We start from the raw sequence: 13,595 nt of genomic DNA, 5'->3' as shown, positions 1-13,595 counted from the left end.
ATAAGCCAGAAAACCGGCGCACCGCCAAACGCGGTGCGCCGGTTTTTGTTCTTTCTGCGCAAAGGGGACATCTTTCCCTGCGCTTTTCTAACGAAGTCCTGTTTCCGACTGCGGCATCACCCGGCTGGAACTGGAGCGAAAGCCCTACATCACTTTCAGGCTGGAGAGCAAAAAGGACGCCGAATGCTGCGGCGGTCTGAACCTGTTTGGCGAACAGGCCGGCGATTACCGTCAGGCTATCGAGGTCTCTTTTCTGTATTGACCGCTCTTTTCTTTGTATAAGTCCGGGGCAGAACCACACAGCATCAAAAGATGGGTGATCTTGACAGAGACGTTCCCGGCGGTACTTTCTTCTCATGATTCCCGGCTAAGCAGTTCCTTTTTTTCAGCTTTTCAGCGCCGGGATGGAGCAGGTCCACAAATTTTCGGGGTCGTTGAGGTAACCGCTGAACGCATACACCGGCTGGTAAAAGCCCTTGGTGTCGTAGAGATAGCGCAGCTCGCAGCCGGTCACATGCACCACATCCCCCGGCACGAAGGGAACATACTGCTCAAAATTGCCCGCCTGCACCTGCGCCCAGGCCTCTTCAGGGGAGAGGATGGGCTGGTTGGCGGCGCGCTCGTTCCAGGTGATCTGATAGAAAAAGCTGGCCAGCGCCCCGGAATCATCGACCTGTATCATCACAGAGCCCTGCTGAAAGGCATCCCCCCCCCTTCCGCCAGGTCGCCGGCGGGGGCGGCGTCCCAGCGCAGGGTGTCGCCGTTTTGCAGGGTGAAGGCGGCGTCCGGCGGCAGGAGGCCCGTCTCCTTCATCCAGCCCTCGTACCGCTCTCGCAGCGAGGCGGCGGCCTGCCCGGTCAGCGGGGCTGGCTCGGCAAAGGTGGTACAGCTCCACTCCCCCGTGCGGAAGAAAAAGAGCAGCCGTGCCTGCTGGCCCTTTGCGTCGGCGCCCAGATAGCCCAGGTTTTCATCCTCCCGCCGGGCAAAGCCGGAAAAGGTCATCCCCTCCAGCTGCTCCAGCCCGGTGCGGATGCGCTCCACCCACGCCTTGTCCAGCGCGTACCGGCTTTTATAGACAGCGGCGGTCCCCTGCGCTTCGGCCTGCCAGTCCGCCTCCAGCCGCACCCCGGTCATGTTCTGGGGCGCCGCGGGCAGGATGCTCATGTTGCCGTAGGGCTGGCGGGCGTAGGCCAGAAAGGCCGCACCCACCGCAAGACCCACCGCGCCGGGGATGAGCAGCGCCTTTGCCGCAGGGGCAAAGCGCAGCCGTTTTTCCCGCGCCAGCGAGAGCAGCGCCATGACGAGGAAATAGCCGGCCAGGCTGCCCAGCAGATTGTGGAGCAGGTCGTCCAGCTCAAAAATGCCGGTGCCCGTGAGCAGCTGAAACAGCTCGATGAAACCGGTCACCCCCAGGGAGACCGCCAGCGTGACCGGCAGGCGCTCCGCCGGCCAAAGCAGGCAGCCCCCAGCGCAGCAGCGCCGAAGAAATGGTGATGATGTCCATACACAGTCCTCCACAAAACAGTCCTCTGTTCTATAGTATACGGAAAAAGGGGGCCGCTTTTTTCATCCCCCCTACTCCGGTCTTCTGGCGCCCGCAAAGCGGGAACGGGAACGAAGGCGCGGCGTCCGCTCAGATGCCTCTAAAGAAGGTCTCCGCCGCGGGCAGGCGCGTTTTGAAAAAATTTTCTGTTATTTTTCTGTTTTTCATCCCACTTTTCGCATGATTTTGATATACTTGGAATGGTTTGCCGCACTGCGGGTGTTTTTCTTCCGCTTTTCTCTTTAGCCCCGGTTAAGGCGCGTCTGCTATCTTGAAACCCACAGGGCCGGAACAGCCCGTTTTTCTGAAAGGAAGTCCTTCGTTTTGAGCGAACTCCGGTTCGAACTATTGATCTGTTTTCTGGCGGGCGCGGGGGCCGGCCTGGGCACCGGCTTTGCCGGCCTGAGCGCCGCCACCGTCATCACCCCCATGCTGGTCACCCTGCTGAACATGCCCACCTATGAGGCCATCGGCATCGCGCTGGCCAGCGACGTGCTGGCCAGCGCCGCCAGCGCCCGCACCTATGCCAAACACGGCTCCATCGACCTGCGCAACGGGCTGGTAATGATGGCGGGCGTGCTGTGCATGACCGTGGCGGGCAGCTGGCTTTCCACCTTTTTGCCGGACAACACCCTCGGCGGCTTTTCGGTGGTGATGGCCCTGGTGCTGGGTCTGCGGTTTTTGTTCTTTCCCATCCTGGCCCCCGCCCATCCCGCCGGGCCCGGCGCGGGGAAGCGCCGGGTGTGGATGAGCGCCGCGGGCGGCGGGGCGGTGGGCCTGGTGTGCGGGGTGTTCGGCGCGGGCGGCGGCATGATGATGCTGATGGTGCTGACCTTCGTGCTGGGCTACGAGCTGAAAACGGCGGTGGGCACCAGCGTCTTCATCATGACCTTTTCCGCTTTGCTGGGCGCGGCAAGCCACTTTGCCCTGGGCAGCGCCCCCCGGCTTCTTCCTCTGGCGCTTTGCGCGGCGTTCACCCTTTTCTGGGCGCAGCTGGCCGCCCGCATCGCCGCCACAGCCGAGTCCCTTTTACTCAACCGCCTCACCGGCGCCATCCTCACGGCAGTGGGGCTGCTCTTGCTGGTGTTGAATCTACTGTAAAGCAGGTGCAAACACATGAGGATCAAACAAAAATGGAAATGGCTGCTGCTGGCCGGCCTGGTGCTGGCGGCGCTGGCGGTGCTGGTGCCGGTGGTGGTGGTGCAACTCTCCAAGGCCTTCACGGCCCGGGAGCAGGCCGCCCGCACCGACTGGACCTTCTCCACCGGCGACGTGGTGGCCCAGAGCAGCCGGTGGGAGGTGGACCTGGCCGAGGCCGACCTGGGCGACGGGCTGAAAGCCCTGCAGCTGGTGCCTCAGGACATCGGCGACGAGGACTTCACCTACTACGACGAGGGCGTGCAGGAACGGCTGTATCATGTGGTGGAGGAACTGAAACACAATTCCGACCTGGAATGGACCGCCTCCATGCCCCTGGCCATCCTGAACCCCTACGGCACCGGAAGCAACGGCCTGTATCTCTATTTTGAGACCGACATGGCCACCTCGGTGAGTTACACCGTGCATGTGGACGGGCTGGCCGACTTCACAGCCGAAGCGGCGGACGCTTCCGGCAAAGACTACGCCAAGGCCCACGAGTTCCAGCTCATCGGCCTGGTGCCGGGCGAGGTGAACGAGGTCACCCTGAACATCAGCGGCAAGTGGGGCAACACCCGGCAGACCATCCACTTCACGGTGGACATGCCCCAGACCCGCTCCGGCTACGCCACCCAGCTGGAGGTGACCGAGGGCGAGTCCTCCGCGGCCCAGGCCGGCGGCCTGTTCGCCATGATGCGGGTGAACGGCTATCTGGGTTACGGCTTCTTCTTCGACAACGACGGCGTGATGCGCTATGAGATGGTGCTGGAGGGCTACGGGCTGGACCGGGTGCTGTTCTGCGGCGACGAGATCCTCACCTGCGTGTCCTCCTCCAAGCTGGCCCGCATCAACGGGCTGGGCCAGGTGACCTGGGTGTGCGATCTGGGCGGATATGACCTGCACCACGACATCGGCTGGGGCGCGGACGGCGAGGGGCGGGCCCGGGCGGACGCGCGGGGCAACGACACGGTGGAGGACCGGCTGCTTTCCATCGACACCGAGACCGGCGAGGTGACCGAGCTTGTCAACTTCAGTGCCCTCCTGCAGGAGTACTACGGCATCACCCGCCCGGTGGCCGCCACCGACGACTTTTTCTGGCAGGCGGGCGAGTGGGACTGGATCCACCTGAACAGCCTGCAGTACATGCCGGAAAGCGACAGCGTCATCCTCTCCTCCCGGGAGACTTCCACCATCCTGAAGGTGGCGGACCTGCACGGCGAGCCAGCGCTGGACTGGCTTGCGGGCGACGAGCGCATCTGGGAGGGCACCGCCTATGAGGACGCCTGCCTTGCCCAGGAGGGCGGCTTCGTGCCCCAGTACGGCCAGCACTGCGTGGAGTACTACGCCGACGGCGAGGAGGAAGGCGTTTATTACCTGTCGCTGTTCAACAACAACTACCTGTCCATCAACAGCCGCGATTTGGAGCTGACGGTGGACGGCAGCGTGGGCCGCGGCCTCTACGGCGGCGAGGGCGACGCCAGCCAGGTGTACATCTACCGCATCGACGAAAACCAGCGCACCTTCTCGCTGGAAGAAAGCTTCGACGTGCCCTATTCCAGCATCGTGTCCAACGGGTCCCTCTGCGGCGACGGCAACTGGACGGTGAACAGCGGCGTGGCCATGGTGTTCGGCGAGTACGACTTCACCGGCGCCCTCATCCGTCAGTACGCCTATGAGTGCACCATGCAGAACTACCGCACCTTCAAATACGAGATGGGCATCTGGTTCCGCTGATCATAAATGGGGAGCGCCTTTTGAAAAGGCGCTCCCTCTTTTTATATATTCCGGGCGGCAAGGCACCGGGCAAAGCCCTGTGCCGTGCCGTCGAATTTTGCCCCCAGCCGGCGGGCCCTGCCGCCGTCCATCCGCAGGCACCGCTGCCAGCAGGCTTTCTCCACCGGCGGCTCGCTCAGCCCCAGCAGCCGGCAGAACTCCAGGGCGGTGGCGTACATGTCCCCGTCGTTCTCGCATCCGAAGTTGTAAACGCCCCCCGGCCAGTCCAGCGCGGCGGGCAGGTTCTCCACCGCCTGCCGCACCCAGGTCACGCCCCGGCGGTCGCCGGTGGAAAAGGGCAGTTTTCTGCCCTCTTTTGCCGCCGCCAGCAGGTTGAGGGGCAGGTTCGGCCGGATGGGCAGCCCGTCCCCCGGCAAATCGTACATCCAGGTGGCCCGCAGCAGCACCGCCGAATCCAGCTGGTCCAGCACCCGCTCTTCCGCCTGGCGCTTGTGGCGGCCGTAGACATTGGCGGGGCGCAGGGGCACGGCCTCATCGAAGGGGCCGGGGCCCTCCAGCCCGGCGTAGACCTGGTCGGAGCTGAAGGCCGCCAGCTTTGCGCCCGCGCGCCGCGCGGCCCGGGCCAGCCACACCGGCAGCAGCACGTTGGCCCGGAAGGACTCCTCCGGGTGCTGCTCGCAGTAGCCGGTGTCCGAGATGGCCGCCGTGTGCAGGATGGCGTCGGGGGCGGCGGCGTCCACCAGCCGCTCCACCTCCTCCGGCCCGGCGTTTCGCAGCGCGCCTGCGGGGGCGGCCAAAAGCTCCAGCCCCCCGCCCAGCTGCGCCATGATGCGCGCGCCCACAAATCCGCCCGCGCCGGTGACCAGCACCCGTTTCATCCTCATCCCCGCCTTTCCTTCTGTGGCATGCTTCAAGTTCCGCCTGGCAGCTGGCCGGGCAGGTCGATGTCCTCCAGCTCCCGCGCGCTTTTTGCCTGCACCCGCAGGCATTTATCCCCCAGGGCGCAAAGCACCGCCCGGCCGCCGGAATCGCCTTTCAGGGCCCGCAAGCCGTTCGCCAGCGACGCGGAAAAGAGGGTTGGGCTGCCCACCGTTTCGCCAAAGCAGAGGGTGGCCCCCAACGTGGGCGGGGCGGCCTGTTCCAGCAGGGCCGCCACGCTGGCGGCGGTGAGGAAAGGCTGGTCCGCCACCGCGAAGAGCAGATAGTCGCTTTCGGCCAGCGGCTCCAATGCGTCCAGCGCCGCCTTGATGGTGAAGGAAAGGCCCCGTTCGCTCAAGGGGCTCTCCACCGCTTTTGCCCCGGCGGCGCGCCCCGCCGCCAGGATTTCCGGCGTGCGGCTGACCACCGTCACGCCGGCGTTCGGGCGCGCTTTTGCCGCCGCCAGCAGGGCGGCGAGGCCGTGGGCGTAGAGGGGCTTGCCGTTCAGCGGGCGCAGTAATTTATTCTCGCCGAAGCGGCGGGCGCTGCCCGCCGCCAGTAAAATCAGATGCTCAGCCATGGTTCTTCATGCCCAGCAGCACCTTTTCCGGGGTGATGGGCAGCCGGCGGTGCCACACGCCGGTGGCCCGGAAGACGGCGTGGGCGATGGCCGGCGCGGGGGTGTTGATGACGATCTCGCCGATGGACTTTGCGCCGAAGGGGCCGCTGGGCTCGTAGCTGGCCTCAAAGGCCACGTCCAGTTCGCCTATATCCAGCCGGGTGGGGATCTTGTACTGCAGGAAGGAATTTTCCGCCAGATGGCCGGTCTCGTTGTAGGTGATGGTCTCGAACAGGGCCATGCCGATGCCCTGCACAAGGCCGCCCTCGGTCTGCACCCGGGCAAGGTTCGGGTTGATGGGGGTGCCGCAGTCCACCACGGCGGTGTAGTGAAGCACCTTCACGCCGCCGGTGCGGGTGTCCACCTCCACCTCGGCCATGCCCGCCATGAAGGGGGGCGGCGAGGTGGGCGAGGAATGGGAGCAGGTGACCTGCAAAGCCGGGGCGCTGCCGCACATGGCCCGGCCCGCGATGTCGGCCAGGCCCGTTTCGCCCTTGCCGTCCAGCCGGCGCACGGTGCGGCCCGCGAACTCCACTGCTTCGGGTTCGCAGCCCAGCATCTGGGCCGCCAGGGCGCAGATGCGCCTTTTGAGCTGGGCGCAGGCCTTTTCCACCGCCTTGCCCGTCACATAGGTGGTGGAGGAGGCGTAGGAGCCGGAGTCATAGGGGGAGGCGTCGGTGTCCGCGCCAAAGACGGAGATGTCGTCCACATCGCAGTCCAGGCAGTCGGCGGCGATCTGGGCCAGGATGGTGTCGCAGCCGGTGCCCATGTCCGCCGCGCCGATGGCGAGGTCATAGCAGCCCTCGTCCCCCAGCTTGATGGTGGCGCTGCCCACGTCCACCCCGGAGATGCCGGAACCCTGCATGGCGATGGCCACGCCGGCGGCGCGCACCTTGCCGCCGCCCATGTCCCGCACGGGATACTTTTCCGCCCAGCCGAACCGCTCGGCACATTTGGCAAGGCACCGGTCCAGCGCGCAGGCGGAGGCCGGCTCGTTGTAGTAGGCGGGCATGGCCTGGCCCTGGCGCACGATATTCTTCAGCCGCAGTTCCACCGGGTCCAGCCCCAGCCGCCCGGCCAGCTCGTTCACCGCGCTTTCCACCGCAAAGATGCCTTGCGTTGCGCCGTAGCCCCGGTAGGCCCCGGAGGACTGATGGTTGGTGTAGACCACATCCCAGGAAAAGCGGAAGGCCTCCAGGCTGCCGGTGTAAAGGGGGATGGACTTGTGGCCGGAAAGGCCCACGGTGGTGGGGCCGTGCTCGCCGTAGGCCCCGGTGTCGGACAGGGTGTAAACGTCCAGGGCACGGATGACGCCCTCTTTGCTCGCGCCCAGCCGCACCTTCACCTCCATGGGGTGGCGGGGGCTGGAGGCGATGAGGCTCTCCTCCCGGGAGTAGATCATCTTTGCGGGGCGGCCTGTTTTCCAGGTGACGAAGGCGGGGTACACCTCCGCCACCACCGTCTGCTTGGCCCCGAAGCCGCCGCCGATGCGGGGCTTTTCCACGTGAATTTTGGATTTGGGGATGTCCAGGGCGTTGGCCAGGATGCGCCGCACATGGAACACGATCTGGGTGGAGGACACCACATGCAGCCGCCCGTAGGCGTCCAGCTCGGTGTAGGTGCGGAAGGTCTCCATCATGGCCTGGTTGCAGGCCTGGGTGTTGTAAGTATGCTCCACCACCACGTCGCAATCGGCCAGCACCGCTTCCACATCGCCGTCGGCCTCCGAGCCGGAGGCGCAGAGGTTGCGGCGGTTGTCCGCTCCCACGGGGCAGAGGGCCTTCCAGCTTTCCTCCGGGTGCACCAGCACCGGGCCGTCCAGCGCTTCGTGAACGTCCAGCACCGCGGGCAGCACCTGATACTTCACCTTGATCCGCTTCAGCGCCTGGCGGGCGGCCTCCTCGGTCTCGGCGGCCACGATGGCCACCGCGTCCCCCACAAAGCGGACGTGCCTGTCCAGAATGAGCCGGTCGTAGGGCGAGGGCTCGGGCCAGGTCTGGCCCGCCATGGTGAAGCGCTTTTGAGGCACGTCCTGCCAGGTGTAGACGGCCACCACCCCCGGCGTGCGCAGGGCGGCGGCGGGGTCGATGGACTCGATCATGGCGTTGGCGTGGGGGCTGCGCAGCACCTTGACCACCAGGCAGCCCGGCGGGGTGACGTCCTCGGTGTAGACGGGCTTGCCCAGCAGAAGGGCCATGGCGTCCTTTTTGCGCACCGGCGCGCCCACGGCGCGGCGTTCGGCTTCACCCACGGCCCTCACCCCCTTTGCGGCTGTTCAAAAAGGCGCGGATGCCCCGCAGCTGCCCCTCGTAGCCCGAGCAGCGGCAGAGGTTGCCCGCCAGAAAGGCGCGGATATCGTCGTCGGTGGGGTCGGGGTTTTCCCGCAGCAGGGCGATGGTGTTCATCACAAAGCCCGGGTTGCAGAAGCCGCACTGCTCCGCGCCCTGGCCGGCGATGAACTCGGCGAAGGGGCGGGCCTCCTCCTCGAGGCCTTCCAGCGTGTCCACCCGGCGGCCGTCGGCCCGCACCGCCAGCACCGAGCAGGAGAGCACCGGCGCGCCGTCCAGCAGGACGGTGCACAGGCCGCAGTTCGAGGTCTCGCAGCCCCGCTTGACGCTCAGGCACCCCTTCTGGCGCACAAGGTCGATGAGCAGGGTGTCGGGCCGCACGGCGGCGCTCACCGGCCGCCCGTTCAGAACAAAGTTTATCTCCATGGCTCACTTCTCCTCCAGTTTCAGCGCGGCCCGGCGCACCAGCTCCCGGCAGACTTGCCTGCGGTACTCCGCCGAGCCCCGGGTGTTGGAGCCGAAGGCCGCCCGCCGGGTCACCTCTTCGGCAAAGGCGGCGGCGCTTTCTTCGCTCACCCCGCCCGCCAGCAGCCCCTCCTCGTCGTCAAAGCGGGCCGCCCGGGCGGGGCGGGCCCCCACGGCGCAGGCCACCTTGCCCTCCCGGCGCGCCACGGCGCAGGTGAGGACGGGGAGATCGGTGGCGCAGTTGCGCTGGGAGAGATACGCCGCCTCCACGTTGCCGCCGGGGATGAAGACATGGGTGAGGATGTCCTTGCGGATGCCCGACCCGGCGAAGTCTTCAAGGCTCATCCGCCCGGCTTCGGCCAGCTCCACCTTCGCATCCAGCGCCAGCAGCAGGGTGAGGGGGTCGGAAAAGCCGAACCGCCCGAACACGCTGCCGCCGATGGTGGCAAGATTGCGCAGCTGCACCCCCACGATGTGTTTGACGCTTTCGGCCAGCGCGCCGCCGGTGAAGGCGGCGAGGCCCTTGTGGGTCTCCAATTGGCGCAGGGTGACCATGGCCCCGATGCGCCAGCCCTCCGGCGTTTCCTCGATGGCATCAAGGCCGAGGCCCGAAAGGTCCACGGCGGTGTCCACATTTTTATCCTGCAGTTTCAGCCAGAGCATGCCTCCCAGGGCCACGTTGCTTTTTTTCGCCCGAAGCAGGCCCAGGGCCTCGTCCACCGTTTCGGGGCGGGCGTAGTTTTTGATGGTCAGCACAGTGTTTCCTCCCTGCCGCGATTTTCCGTTTTCATTGTAGCACAACCTCCGGCCGCAAAAAAGCCCCGGCGTTTAGCCGGGGCTTCGCAAGAAAGCGGCGTTTTCTTATGCCGCCCCTTTGTTATTCGCCCGTGCAAAGGAAATGGCCTGTTTGCTTGTCCGCTTTGACCCGGATCCCGGGATAGAGGCGTCCCAGCGCCCGCTCCAGCTGCGGGGCGGTGCAGGCGCCCGGCTCCAGCCGCTCCAGGATGCGGCCCTCCTTCAACAGCAGCACCGGGCTGCAATAGCGCAAAGCCAGCGCCGGGTCGTGAAGCACCGCCACGGCGCACCGCCCGCCCGCCGCCAGCTGCTGGCCCAGCAGGCGGAACAGCCGGTGGGTGTTGGAAAAATCCAGCGCGCTGCCCGGCTCGTCCAGCAGCAGCACCGGGGCGCTCTGCACCATGGCCCGGGCCAGATGCACCAGCTGCCGCTGCCCCTGGCTGAGGGCGGCGCAGTCGGCGTTCAGAAGTTCTTCCAGCCCGAAAGCCCGGGCCGCCTCGGCCACCGCCGCCTTGGCCCCCGGGCCGGCCCCCAGCGGCCCGCCCCAGGCGTAGCGGCCCATCTCCAGCGCTTCCGCCACCCGCACGCCGGGCAAAAGGGGAACCTGCTGGCGCACCAGCGCCAGCCGCCTCGCCCGCCGCTTTGGGGCAAGAGGCAGGCAGTCCTGCCCGTCCACCAGCACCTGGCCTTGTGTCTTGCGCACCCCGCCGGCCATGGCGTTCAGCAGGGTGGATTTGCCTGCCCCGTTGGGGCCGAGCACCGCCGCCAGCTGGCCCTCTTTTATTTCAAAGGAGACGTTTTGCACCACCGGCCTTTCGTAGCCGGCGGACAGGCGCTTCACTTCAAGCGTCGTCCTCACCCCCTCTTCCCTGCCGCACCAGCAGCGCCAGCAGCACCGGCACCGCCGCCGCCACCGTGAAGATGCTGAGGGGCAGGTTCAGAAGGCGGGCGGGCAGGTCCGCCGCCAGCAGCACCGCCGCCCCGCACAGGCCGCAGAGGGCAAGGTAGGGCCCGCCCCGCCGCCCGCCCAGGAAAAAGGCGATGTGGGGGGCGATGAGGCCCACAAAGGCCACCGCGCCGCACACCGACGCCACCGCCGCCACCATCAGGGTGGTGAGGCTGAGCACCAGAGCCCGCCAGAGGGCCGGGTCCAGCCCCAGGCTGCGGGCGGCGCCCTCCCCCAGGCTGAGCATCAGGATGGGTTTTCGCACCAGCCACAGCAGGGCAGCGCACCCCGCCGCCAGCAGGGCGGGCAGGGCGGTCTTCCCCGCCGTGACGGCAGAAAGGCTGCCCATGGTCCAGCTTTCGATGGCCCCCAGCTGGCCTTCCGGGTCGGCCAGGGTCTTGAGCGCCATCAGCCCCGCCTCGGCCAGGGAGGACACAATGACCCCCGCCAGCAGGTAGCTGCCGGTGCGGGCGAGGCGCGCCGCGCCCACCAGCCCCAGCACCGCCGCCAGGGCGGCCATGCCGAAGGCAAAGGAAAAAAGCGTCACCGAAAGCCGCCCGCCCGCGCCCAGCACGATGGCCGCGGCGGCGCCGAGGCTGGCCCCCGAGGACACGCCGGTGAGGTCCGGGGAGGCCAGGGGGTTGGCGAACACCGTTTGATACACGCCCCCCGCCATGCCCAGCGCCCAGCCCCCCACAAGGCCCATCAGGGTGCGGGGCAGGCGCAGCTGCCAGAACACCCGGGCGGAAAGGCCGCCGGGGTGCTGCAAAATTTCAGAAAACGAAAGGGGGAAGCTGCCGGTGAGCAGCCCCGCGGCGGCCAGCGCGGCCACTGCCGCAAGGCATCCGGCCAGGGCGGCACGGGTGCGGGTGCTGTTCATGGCGCTCTCCCCTTTCCTTCATTTTCCGGGAAATTCACTTGGTGATGAGGCTCTCGTCCACGGCAAAGCCGTAGAAGGCCTGGTAGAAGCCTGCCGCGTCGGCCACGAACTCCTCAAAGGGATACCGTTCCGGGTGCAGCACACTGGTCAGCCACAGGCAGCCCAGGATGCCGGAGGGGATGGGGGAATCCCATTCCTCGAGACCCGCGGGCATCTGGTAGACTTTGCCGTTTTCCACGGCGGGCACGCCCGCCAGCTGGGCGTCCGCCAGCACGTCGGCGGCGGTGTATTCCGCGCCGGAGGGCACCACGATGACCTCGGGAGCCATGGCCAGGACGTCCTCATAAGACACCTCGGTCCAGTAGTCCCCTTCCAGCGAGGCGGCGGCGTTCACGCCGCCAGCGGTCTCGATGAGGTAGTTCTGGAACATGCCCGCGGGCGCGCAGCTCAGATAGCTGGAGTTGGAGGCCATGTAGACGGCGGGCTTTTCTGCCCCCGTGGTGAGGGAGGCCATGCGCTCCAGCTGCTCGTCGTAATAGCCGGTGAGGGCCGCGGCGGCGTCCCCGGCGCCCAGGGCCCTGCCCAGCAGCCCGATCATCTCCACCAGCGCCTCGTGGCTTTCGGGGGCCACCACCAGCGCGGGGATGCTCAAGCCCGCCAGCGTGCCGGCATAGTCGGCGAGGGCGGCGGGCAGGATCACCAGATCCGGCTCCAGCGCGGCCACCGCCTCCACGTCCATCTCCTTCATGGTGCCCACGCCGGGCTTTTCGATGAGCGCGGGGGCGGCCATCTGGTAAAGCGGGCGGGTGTCGGCCTTCTTTTCAAGGCCCACGATGGCGTCCGCCTTGCCCAGGGCCAGCACCGCGTAGGTGCTGATGTAGTAGCCGCTGACCACCGTCTTTGCGGGGGCGGCCAGCTCCACCGTGCGGCCCGCCTGGTCGGTGAGGGCGAGGCCCTCGCTGGCAGGCTGGGAGGCGGGCCCCGAGGCGGGCGCGGGGGCAGGGCTGCCGCCCGATGCGGGCGCGGCGGCGCAGCCGGCGCAGCCCAGGGCCAGGGTGAGCGCCAGCGCCAGGGCGGCCAGGCGCAGGAACAGTTTCTTTTTCACATTCATCCACTCCTTGCTGCATGCGCCCCGGCGGGCGCTGCCTGCCGGCTGCTGTTTTACCCCGCCGGGGCGGGGCCCGTCAAAGGCCGGCGTTCCTTTTTTAAGTATAGCGTGTCCCGCCGCCGGGCGCAATCCGCCGTGGCCTTTTGCCGATTTTACCGGAATTTCACCCTTTGCCCGATTGAGGCCCGGCCGGGAATATAGTACAATCAGGTTGTATCCACCGGCCCGGTGCCGGAAAAAGGAGTGAGATGCCATGTTCACCGTTTATCACTTTGTATGGCTGGCCGTCTGCGCCGCTGTCATCGCCGGGGCGCTGGTCTTTTTGCAAAAGCGCCGCCCGCCGCTCAAAAGTGTGCTCAGCGTCTGCTGCGTGCTGTGCGTCGCCTCGGAGCTGGTGAAGGACCTGAGCGTCATCCGGATGGTCCCCTCCGCCGACGGATCCATGCTGCTGCCCTATATGGAGATGCAGCATCTGCCCTTCCATCTGTGCAGCATCCAGATCCTGCTCATCTTCTTCACGCGCTTCGCCCGGCCGGGCAGAGCGCGCACCACGGTGCTGGCCTTCATGTACCCCACCGCCCTCATCGGCGCGGCGCTGGCGCTGGCCATGCCCTCCATCTTCTCCACCAGCATCGAGGCCAGCCAGGCCTTCACCCATCCGCTGGCCTACCAGTTCTTCCTCTACCACTCCATGCTGGTGGTGCTGGGGGCCTACATCCCTCTTTGCGGCGAGGTGCAGCTGCGCCCCAGGCACTATTTCTCCACCCTGGGCCTCCTGGGGGCGATGGCCATGGCCTCGCTCTATCTCAACTCCATGTTCGCCGCCGCCACCTACGAGGACGGCACGCTCATCAGCGTGGAATACGCCACCAACTTCTTTTTCACCTACGCCCCGCCTCTGCCCATCCCCCTTTCCAGCGTGGGCCAGTGGATGGCGTATCTTGCCGTCATCTGCCTGCTGGCGGTGGCGCTCATCGGCCTGTGCTATCTGCCGGTGTTCTTGAAGGCGCGCAGAAAGGCCGGGGCAGCCTCATAAAAACCGCCAAGGAAAACGGCGCCGGGAGCATTCCCGGCGCCGTTTTCCAGCAAAGAGAAAAATGAGAGGATCGAAAAATGCGGGGATAACATAAAGTTTGGAGGCGGGCGCTCAGCGCACCACGCG

General features: G+C 66.8%; 13 protein-coding genes. 3 read left to right on the top strand and 10 right to left on the bottom strand.

All coding sequences use genetic code 11. The features are described 5' to 3' along the window. Positions 1-385 precede the first annotated feature (385 nt). Together ACH2AT_RS06440 and ACH2AT_RS06435 are read right to left on the bottom strand one after the other, a co-directional pair. Complete coding sequence (locus ACH2AT_RS06440; RefSeq protein ID WP_394964471.1) at positions 386-682, bottom strand: hypothetical protein; 297 nt, start codon at positions 680-682, stop codon at positions 386-388. After that, complete coding sequence (locus ACH2AT_RS06435) at positions 682-1,518, bottom strand: VanZ family protein (RefSeq protein WP_394964469.1); 837 nt, start codon at positions 1,516-1,518, stop codon at positions 682-684. Before ACH2AT_RS06435 ends, ACH2AT_RS06440 begins: the two co-directional genes overlap by 1 nt. Positions 1,519-1,867: 349 nt before the next feature. On the opposite strand from ACH2AT_RS06435, the gene ACH2AT_RS06430 reads away from it, so the two are divergent. Then, positions 1,868-2,644, top strand: a complete 777-nt coding sequence (locus ACH2AT_RS06430; RefSeq protein ID WP_394964467.1) for a sulfite exporter TauE/SafE family protein — start codon at positions 1,868-1,870, stop codon at positions 2,642-2,644. Between the two features lie 15 nt (positions 2,645-2,659). Further along, positions 2,660-4,414, top strand: a complete 1,755-nt coding sequence (locus ACH2AT_RS06425) for an aryl-sulfate sulfotransferase (RefSeq protein ID WP_394964465.1) — start codon at positions 2,660-2,662, stop codon at positions 4,412-4,414. A 41-nt stretch (positions 4,415-4,455) separates the two neighbouring features. Here the strand turns inward: ACH2AT_RS06425 and ACH2AT_RS06420 are convergent, their stop codons facing one another. The 8 genes from ACH2AT_RS06420 to ACH2AT_RS06385 all read right to left on the bottom strand — a co-directional run bounded on the left by ACH2AT_RS06420 (position 4,456) and on the right by ACH2AT_RS06385 (position 12,430). Further along, positions 4,456-5,292: a sugar nucleotide-binding protein gene (locus ACH2AT_RS06420; protein WP_394964464.1), complete on the bottom strand. Its 837-nt coding sequence runs from the start codon at positions 5,290-5,292 to the stop codon at positions 4,456-4,458. Between the two features lie 32 nt (positions 5,293-5,324). Next, positions 5,325-5,912, bottom strand: coding sequence for an NTP transferase domain-containing protein (locus ACH2AT_RS06415; protein WP_394964462.1), 588 nt, complete (start codon positions 5,910-5,912; stop codon positions 5,325-5,327). Next, positions 5,905-8,148 carry a xanthine dehydrogenase family protein molybdopterin-binding subunit gene (locus ACH2AT_RS06410; protein WP_394964503.1) on the bottom strand — a complete coding sequence of 748 codons (2,244 nt, stop codon included), beginning with the start codon at positions 8,146-8,148 and terminating at the stop codon, positions 5,905-5,907. Before ACH2AT_RS06410 ends, ACH2AT_RS06415 begins: the two co-directional genes overlap by 8 nt. A gap of 46 nt (positions 8,149-8,194) precedes the next feature. Further along, complete coding sequence (locus ACH2AT_RS06405) at positions 8,195-8,665, bottom strand: (2Fe-2S)-binding protein (protein WP_394964460.1); 471 nt, start codon at positions 8,663-8,665, stop codon at positions 8,195-8,197. A gap of 3 nt (positions 8,666-8,668) precedes the next feature. After that, positions 8,669-9,460, bottom strand: a complete 792-nt coding sequence (locus ACH2AT_RS06400) for an FAD binding domain-containing protein (protein ID WP_394964458.1) — start codon at positions 9,458-9,460, stop codon at positions 8,669-8,671. A gap of 121 nt (positions 9,461-9,581) precedes the next feature. Then, positions 9,582-10,358, bottom strand: a complete 777-nt coding sequence (locus tag ACH2AT_RS06395; protein WP_394964456.1) for an ABC transporter ATP-binding protein — start codon at positions 10,356-10,358, stop codon at positions 9,582-9,584. Next, entirely contained in the window at positions 10,342-11,325 is a 984-nt protein-coding gene (locus ACH2AT_RS06390; RefSeq protein WP_394964454.1) for a FecCD family ABC transporter permease, read from the bottom strand. Before ACH2AT_RS06390 ends, ACH2AT_RS06395 begins: the two co-directional genes overlap by 17 nt. A 34-nt stretch (positions 11,326-11,359) precedes the next feature. Continuing rightward, the gene (locus tag ACH2AT_RS06385; RefSeq protein WP_394964452.1) at positions 11,360-12,430 is read right to left on the bottom strand and encodes an ABC transporter substrate-binding protein; all 1,071 of its coding nucleotides are present in this window, start codon (positions 12,428-12,430) and stop codon (positions 11,360-11,362) included. Between the two features lie 256 nt (positions 12,431-12,686). Here ACH2AT_RS06385 and ACH2AT_RS06380 point away from each other — a divergent pair, with 256 nt between their 5' ends. Further along, positions 12,687-13,469, top strand: coding sequence for a hypothetical protein (locus ACH2AT_RS06380; protein WP_394964450.1), 783 nt, complete (start codon positions 12,687-12,689; stop codon positions 13,467-13,469). Positions 13,470-13,595: the final 126 nt, after the last annotated feature.

The organism is Candidatus Allofournierella excrementigallinarum (assembly GCF_944388085.1).
In the GTDB taxonomy this organism is placed as follows: Bacteria; Bacillota; Clostridia; order Oscillospirales; family Ruminococcaceae; genus Allofournierella_A; species Allofournierella_A excrementigallinarum.
This window is presented reverse-complemented; position numbering and strand designations above follow the sequence as displayed.

Coding starts and splice junctions, on each gene's coding strand:
- ACH2AT_RS06440 (WP_394964471.1), bottom strand. CDS start 682: ATGATACAGGTCGATGATTCCGGGGCGCTGGCCAGCTTTTTCTATCAG.
- ACH2AT_RS06425 (WP_394964465.1), top strand. CDS start 2,660: ATGAGGATCAAACAAAAATGGAAATGGCTGCTGCTGGCCGGCCTGGTG.
- ACH2AT_RS06420 (WP_394964464.1), bottom strand. CDS start 5,292: ATGAAACGGGTGCTGGTCACCGGCGCGGGCGGATTTGTGGGCGCGCGC.
- ACH2AT_RS06415 (WP_394964462.1), bottom strand. CDS start 5,912: ATGGCTGAGCATCTGATTTTACTGGCGGCGGGCAGCGCCCGCCGCTTC.
- ACH2AT_RS06410 (WP_394964503.1), bottom strand. CDS start 8,148: ATGGCCCTTCTGCTGGGCAAGCCCGTCTACACCGAGGACGTCACCCCG.
- ACH2AT_RS06405 (WP_394964460.1), bottom strand. CDS start 8,665: ATGGAGATAAACTTTGTTCTGAACGGGCGGCCGGTGAGCGCCGCCGTG.
- ACH2AT_RS06390 (WP_394964454.1), bottom strand. CDS start 11,325: ATGAACAGCACCCGCACCCGTGCCGCCCTGGCCGGATGCCTTGCGGCA.
- ACH2AT_RS06380 (WP_394964450.1), top strand. CDS start 12,687: ATGTTCACCGTTTATCACTTTGTATGGCTGGCCGTCTGCGCCGCTGTC.